Origin of the sequence: Promicromonospora kroppenstedtii DSM 19349 (genome assembly GCF_000515355.1) — a bacterium.
Classification (GTDB): Bacteria; Actinomycetota; Actinomycetes; order Actinomycetales; family Cellulomonadaceae; genus Promicromonospora; species Promicromonospora kroppenstedtii.
Genome location: NZ_KI911621.1, coordinates 68,406 through 69,978 on the forward strand (window position 1 = coordinate 68,406; position 1,573 = coordinate 69,978).

General features: G+C 74.3%; 2 protein-coding genes. One reads left to right on the forward strand and one right to left on the reverse strand.

What is annotated here, in order from left to right:
• Positions 1 to 753 (forward strand): DUF1349 domain-containing protein (locus PROKR_RS33935; protein WP_245605712.1); only part of this gene is annotated, 753 nt, incomplete at its 5' end.
• Positions 754 to 838: 85 nt separating this feature from the next.
• On the opposite strand, the gene PROKR_RS05400 is transcribed toward PROKR_RS33935, so the two are convergent.
• Positions 839 to 1,573, reverse strand: a 735-nt coding sequence (locus PROKR_RS05400; protein WP_036960265.1) for a helix-turn-helix transcriptional regulator, incomplete at its 5' end; no start/stop codon positions are given.

The window sequence follows — 1,573 nt, forward strand, 5'->3', positions numbered from 1 at the left end:
GAGGCGCGGTTCGAGCCGCGGACGCCGCTGCCCCGCAAGGCGCCGGTGCGCCTCGTGGCCGACGGCGCCGAGGCGCAGCTCGACAACCTGACCGTCGTCGCGGCGCACGAGCCCGTGACCGAGCGCGTGGCCGAGCCGGAGGCCGGTGCGGTGACGTTCGTCGAGGAGTTCGACGGCGACCTGGACGCCGGCTGGCGCTGGCAGCACGGCCCGGCCGCCGTCGACGTCACCGACGGCGCGCTGACCTGGCCGCTGACCGGCCACGACCTGGTGGGCACCCGGAACGACGCGCCGGTGCTGCTGCGCGACGCGCCCGCGGGCGACTACGTGCTGGAGGCCACCGTGCACCTGCCGCTGGGCGAGGACACGGTGCGCAACTTCCAGCAGGCGGGCCTGCTGGTGCACGCGGGCGACGACGACTTCCTGCGGCTCGGCTCGGTGGCGATCGGCCGGACGCGGCAGGTCGAGTTCGGCAAGGAACTCACGGCCGACGGCGCCGTGCGGTTCGGCGGCTTCGTCTCCGGGCCCGTGGCCGACACCATGCACCTGCGGCTGTTCCACACGACGGACCCGGCAACCGGCGAGCACCGGTACCGGTCGGCGACGTCGCGCGACGGCGAGCACTGGCGCTTCGGGGCCACGTGGACGCTCCCGGCCGACACGGACCCGGCGATCGGGATCTACGCGGGCGGCGGCGCGGCACCGGCGGTGAGCGCGGTGTTCGAGGACGTGCTGGTCCGCGAGCTGGGCTAGGCCCGGGCGCACCCCCGGGGCGCTCCTCCCCCTCCCCTTTGAGGCCTAAGTTTCTTCGCTTTGAGGCCGCTCAAAGCGAAGAAACTTAGGCCTCAAAGGGGGTTGCTCCGTCGGCGGGGCCGGGCGTCGTCGTCAGGGACCAGCTCGCCAGGAGGCTCAGCGCCCGCTGGGACGGAGAGCCAGGCTCGGCCGAGTAGACGTACAGCGTCGTGTCGGGGTCGCCGGGCAGGGCGAGGGTCTCGTACTCGACGGTGAGGTCTCCGACGACGGGGTGCCGCAGCCGCTTGGACCCGTACGTGCGCTGGTAGACGCGATGCTCGGCCCACCAGTCGCCGAACTCTCCGCTGGCCTCGCGCAGGTCCGCGATCAGCGCGGACGTGGCACGGTCCGCGGGGTCGTTCCCGGCCTCCAGCCGCAGGTTCTCGACGGCGGCCCGGGCCTGCTCCTCCCAGTCGACGAACAGCGACCGCGCGCCGTCGTCGAGGAACATCCAGCGCGCGTAGTTGCGGCGCGGCGCCGGGAACCGCTCGAAGTCGGTGAACAGGGCCCGGCCCATGCGGTTCTGGGCGAGCACATCGGCGCGGCGGCCCAGCACCAGCACGGGAACGTCGCCGAGCGCGTCGAGAAGCTGGTACAGCCCGGGGCGGACCCGCTGGACCGGACGGGTGCGCGGCCGCGCCGTCGTCGAACCGAGCCCGATGAGGTCGGCCAGGTGGGCGCGTCCCGCCTGGTCCAGCCCGAGCGCCCGCCCGATGGCGTCCACGACCGACGGCGACGGCACGATGCGCCGGCCCTGCTCCAGGCGGGCGTAGTAGTCGGT